Annotated in this window: 22 protein-coding genes and 2 tRNA genes; 4 read left to right on the top strand and 20 right to left on the bottom strand. The window is 30.9% G+C overall.

Features of this window, described 5'->3' with window-relative positions:
* From CHB80_RS16945 to CHB80_RS16955, 3 genes are read right to left on the bottom strand one after another with little or no spacing between them, the layout of a single operon-like run.
* On the bottom strand, positions 1-582 hold the full coding sequence (locus tag CHB80_RS16945; RefSeq protein WP_089372700.1) for a hypothetical protein: 582 nt from the start codon (positions 580-582) through the stop codon (positions 1-3).
* Complete coding sequence (locus CHB80_RS16950; protein ID WP_089372701.1) at positions 579-1,982, bottom strand: hypothetical protein; 1,404 nt, start codon at positions 1,980-1,982, stop codon at positions 579-581. The genes CHB80_RS16945 and CHB80_RS16950 overlap by 4 nt, the downstream gene beginning before the upstream one ends.
* Before the next feature lie 6 nt (positions 1,983-1,988).
* The gene (locus CHB80_RS16955) at positions 1,989-3,497 is read right to left on the bottom strand and encodes a hypothetical protein (RefSeq protein WP_089372702.1); all 1,509 of its coding nucleotides are present in this window, start codon (positions 3,495-3,497) and stop codon (positions 1,989-1,991) included.
* A 305-nt stretch (positions 3,498-3,802) separates the two neighbouring features.
* Between CHB80_RS16955 and CHB80_RS16960 the strand changes: the two genes are divergently transcribed.
* Positions 3,803-4,114: a LytR/AlgR family response regulator transcription factor gene (locus CHB80_RS16960; RefSeq protein ID WP_179218201.1), complete on the top strand. Its 312-nt coding sequence runs from the start codon at positions 3,803-3,805 to the stop codon at positions 4,112-4,114.
* 104 nt (positions 4,115-4,218) lie between these two features.
* Here the strand turns inward: CHB80_RS16960 and CHB80_RS16965 are convergent, their stop codons facing one another.
* The 11 genes from CHB80_RS16965 to CHB80_RS17010 all read right to left on the bottom strand — a co-directional run bounded on the left by CHB80_RS16965 (position 4,219) and on the right by CHB80_RS17010 (position 11,046).
* The gene (locus CHB80_RS16965) at positions 4,219-4,410 is read right to left on the bottom strand and encodes a hotdog family protein (protein WP_089372704.1); all 192 of its coding nucleotides are present in this window, start codon (positions 4,408-4,410) and stop codon (positions 4,219-4,221) included.
* 148 nt (positions 4,411-4,558) lie between these two features.
* The gene (locus tag CHB80_RS24720; protein WP_179218202.1) at positions 4,559-4,708 is read right to left on the bottom strand and encodes a hypothetical protein; all 150 of its coding nucleotides are present in this window, start codon (positions 4,706-4,708) and stop codon (positions 4,559-4,561) included.
* Between the two features lie 204 nt (positions 4,709-4,912).
* The gene (locus tag CHB80_RS16970) at positions 4,913-5,107 is read right to left on the bottom strand and encodes a hypothetical protein (RefSeq protein ID WP_089372705.1); all 195 of its coding nucleotides are present in this window, start codon (positions 5,105-5,107) and stop codon (positions 4,913-4,915) included.
* A gap of 178 nt (positions 5,108-5,285) precedes the next feature.
* Positions 5,286-5,468: a hypothetical protein gene (locus tag CHB80_RS16975; protein WP_089372706.1), complete on the bottom strand. Its 183-nt coding sequence runs from the start codon at positions 5,466-5,468 to the stop codon at positions 5,286-5,288.
* 136 nt (positions 5,469-5,604) lie between these two features.
* Positions 5,605-5,877, bottom strand: coding sequence for a hypothetical protein (locus CHB80_RS16980; protein ID WP_089372707.1), 273 nt, complete (start codon positions 5,875-5,877; stop codon positions 5,605-5,607).
* A gap of 37 nt (positions 5,878-5,914) precedes the next feature.
* The gene (locus CHB80_RS16985; RefSeq protein WP_089372708.1) at positions 5,915-6,355 is read right to left on the bottom strand and encodes a DUF3592 domain-containing protein; all 441 of its coding nucleotides are present in this window, start codon (positions 6,353-6,355) and stop codon (positions 5,915-5,917) included.
* Positions 6,356-6,640: 285 nt separating this feature from the next.
* A complete protein-coding gene (locus CHB80_RS24725; protein ID WP_179218203.1) occupies positions 6,641-6,784 on the bottom strand; it encodes a hypothetical protein in 144 nt (47 codons plus the stop codon).
* Positions 6,785-7,682: 898 nt separating this feature from the next.
* Positions 7,683-7,961: a hypothetical protein gene (locus CHB80_RS16995; protein WP_089372710.1), complete on the bottom strand. Its 279-nt coding sequence runs from the start codon at positions 7,959-7,961 to the stop codon at positions 7,683-7,685.
* A complete protein-coding gene (locus CHB80_RS17000) occupies positions 7,958-8,671 on the bottom strand; it encodes a HEPN domain-containing protein (protein ID WP_089372711.1) in 714 nt (237 codons plus the stop codon). The genes CHB80_RS16995 and CHB80_RS17000 overlap by 4 nt, the downstream gene beginning before the upstream one ends.
* A 241-nt stretch (positions 8,672-8,912) precedes the next feature.
* Positions 8,913-9,845, bottom strand: a complete 933-nt coding sequence (locus CHB80_RS17005) for an STM4504/CBY_0614 family protein (RefSeq protein ID WP_089372712.1) — start codon at positions 9,843-9,845, stop codon at positions 8,913-8,915.
* Between the two features lie 283 nt (positions 9,846-10,128).
* Entirely contained in the window at positions 10,129-11,046 is a 918-nt protein-coding gene (locus tag CHB80_RS17010) for a GTP pyrophosphokinase (protein ID WP_089372713.1), read from the bottom strand.
* Positions 11,047-11,548: 502 nt separating this feature from the next.
* On the opposite strand from CHB80_RS17010, the gene CHB80_RS17015 reads away from it, so the two are divergent.
* Entirely contained in the window at positions 11,549-12,478 is a 930-nt protein-coding gene (locus CHB80_RS17015; RefSeq protein WP_089372714.1) for a hypothetical protein, read from the top strand.
* Between the two features lie 212 nt (positions 12,479-12,690).
* Here CHB80_RS17015 and CHB80_RS24730 read toward each other — a convergent pair.
* Positions 12,691-12,773 (bottom strand) — tRNA-Leu (locus CHB80_RS24730).
* A gap of 52 nt (positions 12,774-12,825) precedes the next feature.
* Positions 12,826-12,898: transfer RNA gene (locus CHB80_RS17020), tRNA-Lys, on the bottom strand.
* A 123-nt stretch (positions 12,899-13,021) separates the two neighbouring features.
* On the opposite strand from CHB80_RS17020, the gene CHB80_RS17025 reads away from it, so the two are divergent.
* Positions 13,022-13,543, top strand: coding sequence for a shikimate kinase (locus CHB80_RS17025; protein ID WP_089372715.1), 522 nt, complete (start codon positions 13,022-13,024; stop codon positions 13,541-13,543).
* On the opposite strand, the gene CHB80_RS17030 is transcribed toward CHB80_RS17025, so the two are convergent.
* Positions 13,535-14,038: a phosphoribosyltransferase family protein gene (locus CHB80_RS17030; RefSeq protein ID WP_089372716.1), complete on the bottom strand. Its 504-nt coding sequence runs from the start codon at positions 14,036-14,038 to the stop codon at positions 13,535-13,537. The two genes, CHB80_RS17025 and CHB80_RS17030, sit on opposite strands and share 9 nt — an antisense overlap.
* 28 nt (positions 14,039-14,066) lie before the next feature.
* Positions 14,067-14,471: an RNA-binding S4 domain-containing protein gene (locus CHB80_RS17035; protein ID WP_089372717.1), complete on the bottom strand. Its 405-nt coding sequence runs from the start codon at positions 14,469-14,471 to the stop codon at positions 14,067-14,069.
* A gap of 89 nt (positions 14,472-14,560) precedes the next feature.
* Here CHB80_RS17035 and CHB80_RS17040 point away from each other — a divergent pair, with 89 nt between their 5' ends.
* Complete coding sequence (locus tag CHB80_RS17040; protein WP_089372718.1) at positions 14,561-15,574, top strand: FKBP-type peptidyl-prolyl cis-trans isomerase; 1,014 nt, start codon at positions 14,561-14,563, stop codon at positions 15,572-15,574.
* A gap of 70 nt (positions 15,575-15,644) precedes the next feature.
* On the opposite strand, the gene CHB80_RS17045 is transcribed toward CHB80_RS17040, so the two are convergent.
* Positions 15,645-15,866 carry a hypothetical protein gene (locus CHB80_RS17045; RefSeq protein WP_089372719.1) on the bottom strand — a complete coding sequence of 74 codons (222 nt, stop codon included), beginning with the start codon at positions 15,864-15,866 and terminating at the stop codon, positions 15,645-15,647.
* A 161-nt stretch (positions 15,867-16,027) separates the two neighbouring features.
* A complete protein-coding gene (locus CHB80_RS17050; RefSeq protein WP_089372720.1) occupies positions 16,028-16,654 on the bottom strand; it encodes an outer membrane beta-barrel protein in 627 nt (208 codons plus the stop codon).
* Positions 16,655-16,740: the final 86 nt, after the last annotated feature.

A 16,740-nucleotide genomic window follows, 5' to 3' on the forward strand; every position in this document is an offset into this window, starting at 1 on the left:
TTATGATTTTATAAATTTTGATGTTATTATATTAAATGCATTTAAGTAGGTTGTATTCATTTCTTTTAGATGCTTAAATAATTCAGCATAAAAATTTAACCATACAAAAGGAATAGCTTCCTTCTGATTGTATATGCAAATTAAATCTTTAGATTTAGTTTTTCTAATTAATAATGCTAGTTCTGTTTGACTGCAAACACTAAGGTCAATTACTCCTGAGTAATCATCTGGTATTAGGCTAGCTATGTGATTATAATCAACCAGTCCATCATAAAATTCTATTTTACTTTTTTCCTTTTTCCAATGTGAAAATAAAATAACAACTTCATACTTATCAAATAATGGTTTAAACTCGTCAAGAGTCAAATTTTGTTTAATCACTATACCAGATCTAGAGAGTTTAGGTAATATTGCATTTAGCTCACTAACTACTTCACGATTATATTTACTCCAAGTATAGAAATTTTTTGCAAAATCTTTATTTGGGTTTTTCAAATCAGAAAAAAAAGATTCTTTATCTGTTGGTATTCCAAAAGCCAAGACACATTGGTTGGGTTTTACAGTTTTTTCTTGGGTACTCATTTACTATTTATAATAAACACTATTTTTAATTCATCTTTACTAAATAAACTTAAATCATCTATAATTACGATATCTTTTTGTTCAAATTGATTTGTAATTATATTTTGATAGTCACTATTATTAAGATCAAATTTTTTCAGAATTCTCTTTTTTGTATCAAAAAAGCTTTCTGAAAAAGTTGCTTTATTTTTTACTTTTCTGCCAAAAAACTTAAAAAAAGATTTAATAATTTTTTTAGATTTTTCTCTTGTGATTTTTGGCTTAACATCTATATCTAATCTTATCTCTTTTGGAGTGTCTCCTACTTTAACTACATAAGAATTAAATCCAGAGTAGTCATTAATTAATGTGTATTTTGGATTTAAAATAGATTCAAGAGTCCCATAAAAAAAAATATCTTCATTATTTTTTGGGTATCGTTTAACCTCAATCTTTATTTTTTTTGCATTTATTTTATTTGAGATAGATGAGAATATACCATCTTCTTTAATTTCACTTATCCCTTTTACTTTTAAGAATTGTATAGTTTCGTTTGAATTTGACTCATTTACTATATCATTGATGAAATCATCTTTATTTTGAATATTATACTCTTTTTTAGGATTTAATCCATCAAATACAGAAAAGGAAGTCCTATTCTCACTTTCTTCAATGTACTTAATGTTATAATTTGAATTACTTTTATTATTTAGGTCTTTTATTTTTAATAACGTATTATTCTTTTCATCTAAGTAGGAAATATCTTTGTCTGGATAATTTACATTAAATTTATTTATACTCTCTTTAGCCAATGTAAGATTGGCTTCATCTATTTGATTAGAAATATCAATTTGTTTAGCCTCAGATGTTATATCATTGTAATTCTTAATAATTCTGTTTTGAGCTTTAAATTCTGAGTGAATTATCGAAAGATCAAAGTCTGATTTTCTTTGGTTAACTTCAATACTTGATGGTGTTATACCAGAATCATCTATGCTTTTTAGGATATATTTTTCTATTAATTTAATTTCTGTAGGACTAAACTTGTGCTTAGTAGCGGGAGAATCATTAATATACTTTATTGGAATTTGACGTACTTTATTATTAGATTTTATTACTACATTATTATTTATAATTGAAATACCATCTTGTATAATATCTTTATTAGGAATAGTGCTTTTAACAGAGGCGTCATAAATTATTACATTACCATGCGTTATAATTTGTTCATCTACTCTAGATAAAGGGAATTTACTTCTATCAAGAATTTTATCACCCAAATAGTTTTGATACATTTCTGAGCTATAGAAAGAATCACCCGATGGCTTTCTAACTTTAGTTAAGGAACTTTGTGGATAGGCACTAAAACTAAATAAAACACAAATAAATATTCCGATTTTTGAAATTCTGTTTACTTTCATTGTAACTTAGTTTTTTGAATATCTATGATTTAAGGGACTTGTTAAGTAACTAATTCCAATTTCCTTATCTATTACTTGAGCAAAATTTCCGCCAGTAATTTTATATGGGGTTATTTTAAAAAAATCTCCTTCAGATGTAACTTTAAAAAAAACATCATCTGCATGGAGTACTCCAGCAAGTTTGTCATTAACATCTAAATTAGGTGTTTTTGATAGAATATATTCCCATACAATTTTTCGTTTAGATAGATACCAATCATCCAATTGTGTATTTAAATTGTCATCTTCGGTATTAAATGCCCATCCTCTTAAAAAGGCATCGATGATATAATTGATATTAGTTTTATTTGAATATTCTCTTTTAAGGTCTATCAAATTATTTAAGTCATTTTCTACTTTACTAATTTCATTATCAAGATCTAACCCCCCGAATTCTTGTTCTGCTAAACTTGCTATTTTATTTTTTACTGATGCTGTAAATTCACCTTTTAAATTATCTTCTTTATAAGTTTTCGAGACAAATTCATTAAATACTACACTCTTATTATATGTTCTCGTTTGTCTATTGTGAAGAAATCCATATTCATCTTCCTCGCCAGTAATTTGAGTTTGTTGAATAGAAATTATATCAAACTCTCTATAAGCATTCAATCGGTTTAAATATCTTTTTATATCCTCATTTAAATTTTCGTTTTCAGGATATTTCAATCTATTGCTTGCGTTTAATCTAGGATAGGATGAAGCGATGTTTTCGAATGATAAGTTGTCTAATGAATATTGCAAATTTTGTAATCTTTTTAATTCAGTTTCCCTGTCATTTATGTAGGTAATTATATTTTTTAATACTGATTTTCTTGCAAGTTCAATTGGGATTTCTCCAAATAGTGATTTAGGTACGCTTAAAGTTATTTCTTCATTAATCTTGGTATCATAAAAAGGGGTAATTATAGGATATTCAGGAAGCTTATATTCAACAATATGAGTTCCCCATTCATTAGACTTATTTGCTAAATTAATATGGGATTTTATTAATTCTTGTTTTGAAATATATTCTTCATAATCAACGTCACTCACGGTAACTTGTCTTAAATGTATTTTTGCTAGTTCTTCAAACTTAGCTTTCATGTCAATTATAATGTCATGGTATTTTTCTTGTTGCTTTTCATCAGAATTAAAATTATAGCCTATGCCAAATGAAAACATAGAGTTGTCTTTTGCACCTAATTTCTCTATTTTATTAGCTATTTCTAGAGAGGCTACTTCGCAAATGGCTTTTTCTGCATGCCCAGCAATAATAAATCCTACATAAGTAGTGTCCTTTTTAAAAAACCAAGCACTTATTGGATCTGTATTAATATCATAATTTGGCAATCCATATTGCAAATTCCTACCGTTATATTCACTTTCTGAAAAAATACTATTTTCATCATTATAAATCTGTGACCAACAAAATGATGATTGGTATAAGAAAAGTAACAATGTTAATGTAAATAATAATGGTTTTCGTTCTTTCATTTTATGGTTAATTATCTTAAATAAATATTATAGTATGCGTTCTACTTTTATGTGAATCTAACTGATTTTTAGTTGTTTGAAATTACTAAAAAAATGATAGATTACTAATGACTAAGCATATTAGATTCTAATTGTACGTTATCATTTTTCTTAAATGTATGAATATTACACTAAATTATTTTACGGTATGCCGTAAGAAATAATTCATATGTACACTGTTTGCTTTCAATGGTTTAACCTCTTTAAAACGATTTAAAAAACGAAGTCATGAGCTTGAAGGAGAGCAATCTGAAGCTATAAAACAATTGCAAGAATTAAAAAATATTGTCACCAAAGATTATATTGTATTAAAAGATAAAACCAAAGTTTACATCTCAGATTTAACCTATATAAAGTCTGAAGATCATTATTTACGAGTATTTCTTACGAATGGGAAACACAATTTTGTACGCGGAAAATTATCTCAAATCAGTGACGAGTTCCCGCCTAATTTTAAACGTTGTCATCGGTCGTATATCGTCAATGAAAATTATATAAAACAACGTACTGTTTCTTTTGTGGTAATGAATGATCATACTCAAATTCCAGTGTCTAGAACGTATAAGAGTAATTTGTAAGGGGATTTTTCCTTGGTACGCTTTCGCGAAAGCGTATAAAAGACTCCTCCTAAAAGAGAAGCCTTTTTATAGTTTTAGTACAGATTGAAACGTATTAAAAATAGTTAACACGCTACATTCCAAGAAGGACATCCTCTTGTATGATCTGGATCTGGTGGTTTTGGGCAAGTTTTTGCAGGTGATGAATCTGCTGCACCCGATTCTCCTGGAGCAGGCGGAGGATCCCCAATACCACCTACTATTTTAGCAATTTTCTCTTTGTTAAGAACTAACATGTTAAGCTTCTTTTCTTTCATAATTATGGATTTTATATACATATGAGTAGAAATAAGAAATATGTTACCAAGTAAAAAAGAAAATCGCCGATGTCCCACGCCATATAAAGTAGGTCTTATTATCACAGCAACAGTTAAAAGTAGGATTCTATAGGAAACAGGTGTTTTGTTAAGAGTGATCTACCCATCTAACGCCACATCTTGTACATACAGTGCCATCACCCATAAAGTAGCCACAGTCGCCAGACTTTATAGACGTAGAAGAGTGAAATGTTACGTTTTCTTGAGTTGTGTACATGAGTTGTGTTGTGTCTTTCATAATTGTAAGTAATTGGTTTATACTTACTCATCGAGAAGAATGAAAAATGTCATCACGTAGTTTGCAATTATTTGAAATAGTACAACTTGACTAAGTATTTTTTGAAACACGTTTAGAAAACTAATATGCGTAATAGATAATAGTATAATGAAGTATGCAAAAAAAAAATAGCGAACCGAAGTTCGCTATGCAATATGGATTGATTTAGAAACAATGTTCTGATATAACGATAGGAGGACTTCCTAATACACAATGTGCCACCAATTGCCCGTTTAGGCATTGTACAATCCCTCGATATCCACCTGGGCATATATAAGGATCAAAACCTCCGTTAATGTCTTTTTGTTGCGCCTTTTTTAATGGCTGTACGCCTTTTAATCTTGAAATTTTTTTTAACATAGTATTGTTTTTTTTAATTAATAATAGCATCAAGTTAGTGAAATTATTTGATAATCAGTAAATTACGGTTTTACCGTACTTTTGACTATAACAGTAAAAAAATAACCCTCCGAATTCGGAGGGTTATTTACATATGAACGGTGTTTTGCCTTTCATAAGTAAAAACTAATGGGTACGATTAACAGTATAAATCGCAAGGTTGTTCAATACCGTCACAAAAGCACGTTGCTAATCCTGGGATATCTCCGTGAATTTCTACATCATACTGATCAAGATCATACGTATGCGAAAATCCTGCAGTAATGGTTCTTTGTTCTGCTTTGCTTAAAGCAGTTCCTAATTTTGAAATTGATTGTAACATGATTCTAATTGTTTATTGGTTTATATACTTCTATGAGTAGAAAAAAGAAGTTTGTTACCTAATAGCAGTAAGATATCATTAGAATAGTAGTAGAAATACTAGTTGTAAAATCAATAAAAACTAGAATAGACTATAGCTATGCTTTGTAATTTTTAATAAATAAAAAATAACCAATAGCAACAAGTAATAGATAGACATAGTCTCTTAAAAAATAAAAAAATTCTCCTCTTAAATAGATAAATAATTCTAGGGTGACTATCACTACAAAAAGACCAAATCCTGCAATCAAAAACTTACTTGCTAAAGATCCTTTAGACTTTACATAGAAATAAATAGATAACCCCAAGAATAAAATGTTCGCTAAAAGGTAATAAAAAGGGTAGGTGTCTAAAAAGTGACTTAATTTCATGGTGATGATTAGTTTACGTAGAAAATTATTTCAAAGATTATTCAATGGTATTTATAAATAAACTCATGATAATAATAAAGAAGCTCCAAATAATTCCACCAATAATGAAGATGATTCCTCCTATATAAAATATCATGGTAGGCAAAGAACCTGAAGTGCCGTATTCATGAGCTTCAGATGGGTTATTAGCATCGTAAACTACTTCTATTTCACTACCAATAGTCCTAGGCATACGCATTCCAAATTTCATTCGTAGTTTTAATGTTCCTTTTACAGGATCATTTACTTCAATGATAGGAAAATAGTAGTCTTTGTCCCCTATGAGTGTTTCGTCATTATCAATCACAACTCCTTTTGCACGACCGCCATCCTTTGTTAATTGTTCTCTTTTTTTCTTCACCTTAGAACTATAGGCTATTAGTAATACGCCTATTACTATAAATAACAAGGCTGGGAGTAAGAAAAAAGAAGTAATCATTTTTTAAATCGTAGTTTTTAAAATGGATGTACAAAAGAATACTATGATAGTTGTTCTATCTATCATAGTGGAGATAATCAAATATAGTTTATTTCATAAATAGTTGCGAGATATGTGTATTGGTAATTGGAAAGTTTTTGTATTGCTAAAGCTCTTGGTGTAGGAGTAGCAGTAGGTTTTTCAAAATAATTGTTTGTTGGAGAAGAATAAAAAAGTAGGAAGAATGAAAAATACTGCTGACAAGGCTTTATAGCACTCGTCAGCAGTAGCAGTTTGCATTAAAGTTTAACACTCATGACAAGGTGGATTCTGATTGCCATTACCGTTTGGATTGCCTGAACAGCTACATCCTCTTCTACCGCGAATGGTTTTTAACTCAGATGGTTTTAAAACTTTTGCATTTTCTAATTTTTTGATGAATTCTAACATACTAATAAAGTTTATATGATTTATATACCAGTAAGAGGAGAAAAGAAGAATTCGTTACCCAAATGGTTTGTTTTTTGAAGGCTTATAGGGCTCTTGGAGTTCTTGAAAGGGAGTATTGTATATGAGATATAGATTCCTTTTTCTGGAATTAAATAAAACTAAAATTAATAAGCTTAAGAATGACCCAAATGGCAACAAATACAACGATTAGTATGTAGAGAACAGGTTTGGGTAGTTTGGGTAAAACGCTATCAAAAGCATTTTTTCCTAAAAACAAAATTTTAAAAATAATAAAGATGCTAATTACGAGTAGTAACGTCTTTAAAAGTAATATTCCTAGTTCTTCAATGGAGAGGTTCATTAACGATCAAAGTTAGTAATAACAAATGAAATCTTTTGATATAGCATTGTAGGGAAGAAATTACTGCTAGCGCTCGTTTGCAACGAGTGCCGAGATTTACTTTTTTAGTTGTACCCGGAATGGGATTGAATCCCTCCGTATTTTGTACTAAACAACCCCTCGTACACCCCTATTTTACTGCAATTGTAATTAGTATATTTTAGTGATTTGACCCAAATTTGACCCAGACCAAATGCTGTAACGACTTGTGTTTACAGGGTGTAACAAGATTTATGAATGCATTTAAAACGTCATGTATACCTATATACCCCCTCAAACACCCCTAAAATACGATAAAACAATGTAGGTGAGATAAGAGCTACACTCCCTAAAGATTACTCTGATAAGTATACGATTGAGTTTTAACGGACTCGGCTATGAATAGTTGCTTGGGTTAGTACGGACTTTTGTAAGTACACGACAAGCTGAAAAATCCTGCAGGATTTTCAGGATAAGCCTGTAATAGCAATTGTTTATAGCCATTGTTAGCGATAGTTATTATTTCAGATTTTTTTTCAGATAGTCAGTTACATCTTGGCTAAATGATGTCAACCAAGCTGAAGGCGCACTTGTTGTTCCAACATAGATTTTATCTCCAGAAATTAGATTCTTTTTTAAGTTGTCACGAACATTAGCGGCAGTTTCTTCTGTCCAAATTATACAAGCATTGTCCATAAGAAATGCAAACTTTCCATACTCTCGAATCTCGTTTCTTAGAGTATTCTTTTTTTCGAGAGTTGGATTCTTGAATTCAAATACTATTATTAGTTGATTCATTTCTCTTGGCTTATTTTATGGATTTCACTTGCAATAAGCTTTACCAATTTAATACATTTTGACGCAGATCCTTTGTCTATTTCTATTTCTGTAAGTTCTGTTTGTGTTAAGTCGTGGTCTCCACAATGAACAATCAAATGCCTTCTTTGGGTGAAATTTTCAATTGAACTTAAAATATTATCTATACTTTTATCTGCGCTAATCGAAATTTGTTTAAAAACCTGATTCATACCAGCAAGTTTCATAAACTTATCAATTGATTTTTGTCCTTGGAATGAGCGTTTTTCAAAGTCAGCATCAAATTTTTGAATTACTTTATCATAAAAATTATTCTCTAGTACTACTTGGTGTAATTCTTCTTTACTAAATAATTCTTCCTTGATATATTTTTTTAGGTCGCCGGATAAAGTTCTTTCGTTCAGATTTTTCTTAATCTCTACTATTAAAAATGTTTTTATGTAAGAATCTAATGCGGAAATAGACAATACCACAACAGCACGATATGAATCCAACAATTTATCTTCTCGAATTCCAAGAGAATCTCCAGAAGAATTAGTGTCGATTTCAAGTAAATTTTGGGCTCTTTTAATTCCGCTTTCAAAAATTGAATAAGCTTGCTCTGATGAACTTCTTACGGTTTCAGCAGAATCATTATCAGATTCAGAACTGGGAATATCCTTCCCAATTTCATCATTTATATCTTTGCTCATTGTTTATATATCTATTGGTGTTAATTATCGCTAACAAGAATATAAACGACATACGTCCCTTATATCCCATATACTTTCCTCTATAAAAATAACAGATTTATTTGATATCTAGTAATTTACGTTTCATGACGGTGTGTATGTGTAGAAAAACTATGTATATGAGATAGGAGCGACACTCCCGAAAGATTATTCTGATAAGTATACGATTGAATTTTGAAGATTCATAAATTTTAAACTTATACTATTTAATACCACTTTGTTCAATTAGGAAAATAATATTTGTTCCAGTTAAATTTAAACCATATCTAGTCATTTCGTCATCTACTTTTTGTGGTACATGACCTTGTCCGTGTCCCCCTAGTTTATTTCTAATTGTAGGTATTCCACTTTCTAATAAATTTTGTAGTGAAGTAAATTGATTTTGAGTGAATGTTGGCACTAGTCCATTATTAAAAGCTATTTGGATTAATTTTCTAGCTGTATCGTTAGGTGTATAAGACCATTGTTTTTTGTTACAAATAATTTTTAAAGTACTTTCAAACGCTTTAAGACATTCTGTAAGACATTCTTTGTTTCTCCCATTTCTATAATGTTCATGGGCTTTTAAATATTCTTCATTTGCTCCTTTAAATTGCTTATTCCAAAGAAGTGACAATGTTGGTTTTGTGATTTCAGTATGAATATATGTGGAATCAATTTTTATTATTTCCCCACCTTCGAAACCATAACCGATTCCTTCTTCTTTGAATCTTTTATTCAATTCATCAATAGCTTCATCAGGTGTTGATTTTGTATTAGTAGATTGCATTTTATAGTTGAAATAATTTTCTCTTATATTTTCGTTTATATATTTGAATATTAATTCAATTACATCAATCACTTCTTCATTTTGCTTTGTTTGAAGTAGAAAATTTAGAACTTGCTCCTCAGGTCCATGATTATTATTTGTCAAGCTAAATTTTCCATATTCTCTACAAAGAGCCTTTTGTATGTAATTATATGATTCATTTATTCTGTAATTATCTCTTCTATAATCATTCTCACCGATAACGTCTCTTATAATATGAATAATTTTTATTCTAACATTTCCTGGTATATCATCATAAGTTAGAATATCAGGAACTTCTCCTTGTAATCTTTTTTGTCTTTTTGAAAACAAATCAAATATTGCCATTATTTATTTTTTCTATTGTATTACTACAAACCTACAACTATTTAATTGATGTATAGATGCTTACAGAACTATTCTGTTCACAGTTTTCTTCACATATACCTACACCTAAACACATTCTTAAACACGATAAACATTGGGGTTGAGATTCCTGTTTCTACAGATAAAGCCCTCCCAGAAGATCTAGAAGCATCAAATAAAATGCCTTTTAATTCTAATTCCTGATTTTGACATTTATTTGTTTTATAGTACCCAACGTTTTGGCTAAACTGCGTTATAATGTAGTTTAGGTTTTGTTAGGTGTAATTTTTAATTTATACTTTCCCTTAAAGTATTCAGTGGCTCCAGGTATTTTATCTCTCATAGCCCATCTCACAATCCCTAATTCATTCAAATTACTTCCATCAGGATTATACCAGGGCTTTTTAAGTAAATCCCTGAATTGTTTGACAGTTTCAATATTCATATTTTGTAAATCTTCAAGCAACTTAGAGTGACCACCTTCACTTGTGTGGTGTTTTTTCGGTATAAGCTTTCTCATTAAAAACTTCAACATGTCCACATTAAGCTCATCTGAACTATCTGTTTTATTTAAGCTAGATAGGAATTTATCTCTTTCAGTCTTTACTCTACTAAATTCAAGGTCAACTGTTTCTAGTAGTGCAGCAGTTCGATTGATAGTCCTTCTAAGTGGTAATGGTATATCGTCTTCTCTTTTGTACTGTAGAATATGCGAAGTGGCAGCCCAAATATGTTGAGCAGCGGTCCTTACTTGGATTTCAATTTTTAGCTTTTTTAGGTTGCTCAAGGTTGGTAAATTGAACCATTCATCAGGTGGGGTTACTTCATAATGTATAGACCCATATCCAAATTGATTATCTTTTAATCTCCCTTCTGTGTTTTCCTTACGTAGGACTTTGAAATTTCCATCTATTATTTTTTCTATGTTGTCAACATCTTCTTGGAAAAGAGAGACTAGCCTAATGCCTGCAATGTCATTGATTTCAGAAATATCGTTAATAGTTATATTGTATCGGTTGCATTTGTCCAAAATTGAATCTAAATCCTTGACCCTTGATTCGATAGCAAAACCAAGCTTTATATCCTCCTTTTTTAGAAGATACTCAATCTGTTGGACTGACTGTTCCACTAAGCTATGATATAGCCCGATTTTTGAGTTGTAGTTTGATTCTATTTTTTCCATTTACAGTTAATTACATCTAAAAGAACATAAACGACATATGTCCCTTATGTCTCAAATATATTCACATGTAAAAATAATTGATTTATAGGATGTTAATAGGATAAGCTCTAAAACGTTATCCACACTCTGTTCAATTTCATTTTACCTATACCATCCTCATACACCCCTAAAATATACGGGAACTATTATTCGTAACATTACGGAAACCCACAATGGACAATCTACGGTTGCAGAAATATTTTTCCTTCGGAAAAGAAAGCGGATTGTACTTACATATTTTGATGTAAGGATGAAAAATGATATGATATAAAAAGGAAATTGAGAGGTATGATAAAGGTTGTAGAATATTTAAGTAATAGTTTATGGTGAGTTTAGATTTATAAAAACAAACCTGTTATTTCCGATATACATTTCTTTACGGAAACTCGTAAATGCTGTATTACAGTGTATTGCATTTTTATTGTGTAAGATATTATAGTATATTAGAGAATATTTCTACGCAATGGGGAGCGATAAAGAAAAAAAACTTAAACAAAGAATAGAAAAATTAAAAAAGAAAGCTAGTTTCCCAGATAGACTATATAAATTATTTACTCTTATTGGAGTACCTTCTCTTGTTGTATTAATTGGTATTTTATTTTCCCAAAGTGAAGATTTAGATGAAAAAACTCTAAATGTTAAAGAAGAAAGAATTGTTTTATTAGAAGAAAAGATAAAAGACCTCGAAAAAAGACAGTCAATTGTTCTAACTCAACGTATCATTACAATAGAACAAAATTATGAAAGTATTGTCTCAAAACTTGAATTCAAAAATAATGAACTTCGCAAAATATTATTCAAAAATAAAATTGATTATGATTCATTAAAGTTAGCTTACGGAGTTGATGATTTATTTGATGATGTGAATCCAGATTACAATAAACCAATATTACCTTGGGAGTTTGATACACGAGAAGTAGCACTATTATATTCAGAAGAAAGGAAAAATTATATCTCATCAAAAATTAATGGTTTTATCGGCCTAACTAGATCTAATAGTGATCCAGAATTTAATGGATTTAAAAAGTATTTGTATTCTCTTATACCTACAAGTGAATATTCAAATATATCAAGTATAGAAAAACATGACAATAATATACAGTTTTCAATAAATTCGATTGAAGGTTTTAAGAGTACAATTTCTAATTTTTATATAGAACAACAAGTAATAGATTATTGTAATAATCCTAATAATTCTATTTTAAACAATAAAGATTTTTTGAATCCATTTGAAAGCCCTTTTTTTTATGAAAAATCTGTTCTAGAAAGATCAGAAAAATGGGATTCATTAGAAAGATATTATGATGAATATAAAGATTTGATAGATTTATATTTTATCTATAACAAATACTTTTATGGTTTGAGAATAGGGGATTCTTTAAAGCTGGATTAATTACTAAAACCCCCGCTACCGCTCCTTTGCAACGAGTGCCAAGATTGAGTAAGCAAAAATGAGTAATTCCTGAATAGTTAATGTGAATATGAAAAATGGAAATCTCCCAATATCGTATACCGATTATTTTTTGCAAAAAGAATCACACTAGTTGCTATTTCTTTATATGTAAAATGTAAAAAACCCATCAAGAAATGATGAGCTTTTCGTTGTACCCGGAATGGGAGTCGAACCCACACGCAACTAGTGCACACGGCCCTCAACCGTGCCTGTCTACCAATTCCAGCATCCGGGTAGACAAATGTGTATAAAAGTAAAAAAGTCGTGCATTATGCGACGACTTTTTGTGACCTGGCTGGGGCTCGAACCCAGGACCCTCTCCTTAAAAGGGAGATGCTCTACCAACTGAGCTACCAGGTCTTTTCCTGAATGCGGGTGCAAATATACAGCCAATTAATTTATATATCAAAGCCTTTTTAAAATAAATTTTACATTTTTTCAATCTTTTGACAATACCTTTGCTTTTTAATTCAAAATCACCACATGGATATTTATTTAATGGGATACATGGGATCCGGAAAAACCACTATAGGACAGCGATTAGCAAAACAAATAGGGTACACCTTTGTCGATTATGATCAATTTATTGTCGAAAAAGAAAAAATGTCCATTCCCGCTATTTTTGAATCAAAAGGCGAAATTTATTTCAGAAAAAAAGAAGCACTTTATCTAAAAGAGATCTTACAAGAAACAAACACCAAAAAAATTGTAGCCCTAGGAGGAGGAACGCCTTGTTATGGAAGTAACTTACAAGAAATAAAAGAGAGTGGAGTACTTTCTATATATTTAAATGTACCCGTACCTGAACTTACCGATAGGTTATGGGAAGCAAAATCTGAGCGTCCTGTAATTGCTGGGCAAGAGTCTAAAGAAGCATTAGAAGAATTTGTTAGAAAACATCTATTTGAAAGAGCCTTCTATTACAATCAAGCGGGTAAAGTGATTAAAGTACAAGGGCAAAGTGAAGCAGCTATTGTAGAAGAAATCGTTGCGGCTTTATTCTAAGATCGCCATATCGTTTCCTTTTCTGAACGTAACTTTAACAGATTCATTCAGCGATGTACTTAAAGAGATGCCCTTAAAATCTGCTTTTACAGGGTATTTCTTATGATTTCTATTCACAAGTACAGCGGTTTTAAAACGCTTTAATGGCACATTTAAAAAATGTTGCACACCATAAATAAGTGTCGTTCCAGAGTTCAATACGTCATCTATAAGAACAATAGATTTGTTGGCATAGGCTTCTTCTGTAAGACTTGTTTTCACCGTTCCTAATGGATTTTCCTTATTCATGGTTACTTTACACAAAACAGTTTTAAAGCTCGCAATTTCTGTAAGTGTTGATTGAAGACGCTCGGCAAATTTATAGCCATTGTCTGCAATACCTGCTAAAATAATTTCCTCTTCATTGGCATTGCTTTCATATATCTGATATGCAATACGACGTGTTTTATGTTGGATCGCAGTATGATCTAGGATTTTGTCAAGTTTTACTTTCATAATCGTATAATTAGTACAATACTAAGCATTATTCTTCTTCATCGTTAGGAGCATCTGTAAAAAAATCATCATTTTCATAGACTTCATCTATATCTCTACGATCTTTTTTGGTAGGGCGTCCCGTTCCTTTTTTTCTATAATAATCCTTAGAATATTTGAGTAATTCTAGTTTTTCTAAATTTTCTTTAGGAGTTGTGTCTTTTCGATAGATATCCACCAGCTTAGCTCCTAATCTGCTTTCAGGTAAATCTAGCACTTCTAACGTGTATGTAACCTGGTTTTTACGCACACTAATATGGTCAGAAGGGTAGACGTCTCTAGAAGGTTTTACTACCTTGTCATGTACCTTTACTTGCCCTTTTTTACAGGCATTGGTGGCTATAGATCGTGTCTTAAAATAACGGATACACCATAAATATTTATCAACTCTCATATAAAAATGCTTAAAAGCACGTTAATCTATGTAATTATTAGGTCAAAAATACGTCAAAATTGTATCTTGCACCCTCGAAAAAGAATTTTATGAATATTAAAAATTATCTTAGTATACTAGCGGTATTGGTTTTATTTATCTCTTGTGGAGAAGATGACAATACCCCAGACGCCATTCCTTTTAGAGATAGAGGAGAACAATCTATAGCAGATGATGCCTTTATTAGAGAATATCTAGAAACGCATTTCTATAACTATGAAGAGTTTGCAAATCCACCTGCAGATTTTGATTACGAAATTCGTTTTGATACCATCTCTGGAGAAAATGCAGATAAAACACCTTTGATCAATCAAGTGGTTTCTAAAACCTATGATCGTTTTGAGGCTTCCAATACATTATATATCCTAACAGCTAGAGAAGGAGTAGGTCCTGCTACAACACAAGTAGATTCTACATTTGTAACCTATAGAGGAGAAAACATTTTAAGTAATGTATTTGATAGTGCCTCTAACCCAATTTGGTTTAACCTTCCAGCAACCATAGATGGTTTTGCAAATGGAATAGAAGGTGCTAGAGGAGGATCAGGATTTACTATTGCTCCAGATGGAACTACAGAATTTAATAATGATTATGGTATCGGTGCAATATTTATCCCAAGTGGATTAGCCTATTTTGCACAACCACCTAATAGTGATATCGGAATTTACTCATCGTTAGTATTTACGTTTTCTATGTATGATAGTAAGGTAACCGATCACGATGGTGATGGTATTCTTACCATAAATGAAGATATAGATGGTAACGGATTCTTATTTGATGATATAGACAATACCGATGACGATACACAGGCAAACTTCAATGATCCTGATGATGATAATGATGGCGTGACAACACGTTTAGAGATCGTACGAGATGACGAAGGTAATTTTGTAGCGTTTATAGATACCGATAATGATGGTGTGGTTGATCACTTAGATACAGATGATGATGGTGATGGTATTGATACCGTAGATGAGATCAATATCAACTTTAATACAGGAGAAATCACCTATCCAGATACAGACGGTGATGGTACCCCTGATTATTTAGATTCGGATAGTTAATAGTCCGCTTTCGCGAAAGCGTATACACATATAATAAAAAAGGCAACTCATAATTGAGTTGCCTTTTTTATTACCTATGAACTTCTTGATGAGAAAATCCACCATGACTTGCACATATACCATGTGGAGAATAAGGGATTCCTGTGCAACATCCAATACTAACCCCGTAACCATCATGACACCAGACAGTAACACCATCACATCCACATTCAGAAAGGCCTTCTCCATTCATTGCTAATTGTTCTAAATTTGATAAGACTTTTACACCTTTTAGATTTAATAATTTTTTCATTTTAAATATTTTTTGAATTAAACAATATTTAAAGCTGTAAAAAAAAATATACATCCACAATAGTGAATGTATATTCGTATAGATAAATTTAATAAGTGCTTTAGAATATTTAAATCCCGCATCTCTCAAATAGATTGAGCGGTTTTATCTTGTTGATATGCTTATTTTTTATCTCCGTTACCTTTTAGTTGATACGATAAACTTAAAATCCATTGTGAAGGCCTAGAGTCTACGACAAATCCAAAGTCTTGAACATTTGTATCAGAAATGGCATCATTATCTTGAAAAGCGCCCTCATAGCGTAAATCAATACCAAGCCTTCCTAATTGAACTCCAGCCCCTAATTGATACCCAATAGTAAATGAATTTTCAGGGTCTTCTATAGCGACTCCTAATCCATCTAGATCATTGTTGAGTACTAATTGAAAGGATGGTCCTGCTTTGATATTTAATGGTCCTACTATATCAAGCCCTACCAGTAATGGAATATCTATTTTGGAAAAGTTATAATCAGCACTCGTTCCGTCTTGACTATATTCTGTATTTAAACGTGTGTATACAAGCTCAGGTTGAACAAAAATTCCTAGAAGTTTAAACTTAGAGTACAATCCCACATGGAAACCTACTTTATCATCTCCATCTATTGAAAAATTTTCTGCAAATGGTGCGAAGGTATCTAATCCTCCAGTAGATCCATAGTTAAGTCCTCCTTTGAGTCCAAATTGTGCACTTTGTCCAAAAGCAGTTACGGATGATACAAATAGTATCAGAATCATTAGTTTTTTCATAATTGAGTTTTAGTGTTTGAATGAATGACAAAAATAAAGGCAGAATGTTACACTCTGCCTTACAATGTTTTATAAAAACGTAAAAT

Origin of the sequence: Dokdonia pacifica (assembly GCF_900188275.1) — a bacterium.
Taxonomy (GTDB): domain Bacteria; phylum Bacteroidota; class Bacteroidia; order Flavobacteriales; family Flavobacteriaceae; genus Dokdonia; species Dokdonia pacifica.